Here is a 1,447-nt window from a genome sequence, read left to right as displayed (position 1 = left end):
GATCTGAAGGCGGACCTTGCTGACTACATCGCAGGCTCGCTGGGGTGGTCTGACATGAGCAGCAAGCTGTTGCTCTACGGACCACCCGGGACCGGCAAGACCAGTTTTGCCCGCGCACTGTGCAACAGTCTGCAGGTTCCGCTGGTCGTGACATCTGTTTCGACCTGGCTGCAGGGCGGCCATCTCAATGATGTCATCTCGAAGATGGACAAGACCTTTGCCGAGGCGCGGGCAATCGCCCCTTCCATTCTGTTCATCGACGAGATCGATGGTATCGGCAAACGCCAGCCGGCGGAGCGGGAATACGCGGACTACTGGAATACGATCGTCAATAAAGCGCTCGAATTGCTCGATGGTGCCGTGAAATCCGAAGGCCTGATCATCGTCGGTGCGACGAACAGGCCGGACCAGATCGACGATGCGATCAAACGCTCCGGGCGATTGGAAACGCATATCGAGATCCCGATGCCCGATGTCGCAACGCTTGCGGCCATCTTCATGCATCATCTCGGTGACGATGCTGCGTCGCTTGTCCGTGACATTGCCTCCGATAGCGTTGAGGTCGTGGAGACGGATAACGAGGCCGAGGATTTGACTGGAGAAGGAGCCGCGCAATGACAACGGCATCGAACGACAATGATCACGCCATGGCTGAGGCCATCTACGCCGCTCTGAACAAATTGGCGACACGGGCCATGGGCCTGACCGGAGCCGATATCGAACGGATCGTTCGGCAAGCACGGTTGAAGGCCCGACGCGAGAAGCGGACGATCCGCTACGAGGATATCGAGGAGGGCATCCGGATGGACCGGCCGCAGTTGCCATACGATCTCAGGTGGCGTTATGCCATCCATGAGTCGGGCCATGCGGTCGTGCATCATGCGCTGAGGCTCGGGCCGATCCATGGCCTTAACATCGACACGCCCNTCCATGAGTCGGGCCATGCGGTCGTGCATCATGCGCTGAGGCTCGGGCCGATCCATGGCCTTAACATCGACACGCCCGGAGGTGGTGGCTATAGCCAGCTTGGCTTCACGGCGTCCGGGAGCGATACGCTCGGCTTTCGTGAAGACATGCTGGTGATGCTCATGGCGGGCAGGGCCGCCGAGCAGATCGTCGTCGGCAAGGTGTCTTCCGGTTCGGCTGGCTCCGACGATAGCGATCTGGCGCGGGCCACGAAGATGGCGCTCGCCATGGAACGCAGCCTTGGATTCGGTGCGGTCCAGCCGCTGCTCTATCGTGACGACAAGGATCCGACCGCCGTGCTCGATGGAAATCCGGATCTGGCGGCGCGCATCCATGCGCGGTTGGAAATGGCGCTCGCAAGGGCGGTCGAAGTTCTGGGAGAGAACAGGGATAAGCTCGATGCGCTCACCAAGGCATTGTTCGATGCGCAGGCGTTGGATGGCGAGGCGGTAAAGCGGCTTCTCAAGCACGGTGATCGTGA

2 protein-coding genes are annotated in these 1,447 nt (G+C 60.5%); both read left to right on the top strand.

Annotated elements, in window-relative coordinates:
* A partial coding sequence (locus tag AKG12_RS29000; RefSeq protein ID WP_156316115.1) for an ATP-binding protein occupies positions 1 to 618 on the top strand: 618 nt, incomplete at its 5' end.
* A partial coding sequence (locus AKG12_RS28995; protein WP_052821470.1) for an ATP-dependent metallopeptidase FtsH/Yme1/Tma family protein occupies positions 615 to 1,447 on the top strand: 833 nt, incomplete at its 3' end. The genes AKG12_RS29000 and AKG12_RS28995, both read left to right, overlap by 4 nt.

The organism is Agrobacterium sp. SUL3, from assembly GCF_001263295.1.
In the GTDB taxonomy this organism is placed as follows: Bacteria; Pseudomonadota; Alphaproteobacteria; order Rhizobiales; family Rhizobiaceae; genus Agrobacterium; species Agrobacterium tomkonis.
The sequence above is the reverse complement of the archived record's forward strand: the minus strand, read 5'-3'. Positions and strand labels throughout refer to the sequence as shown.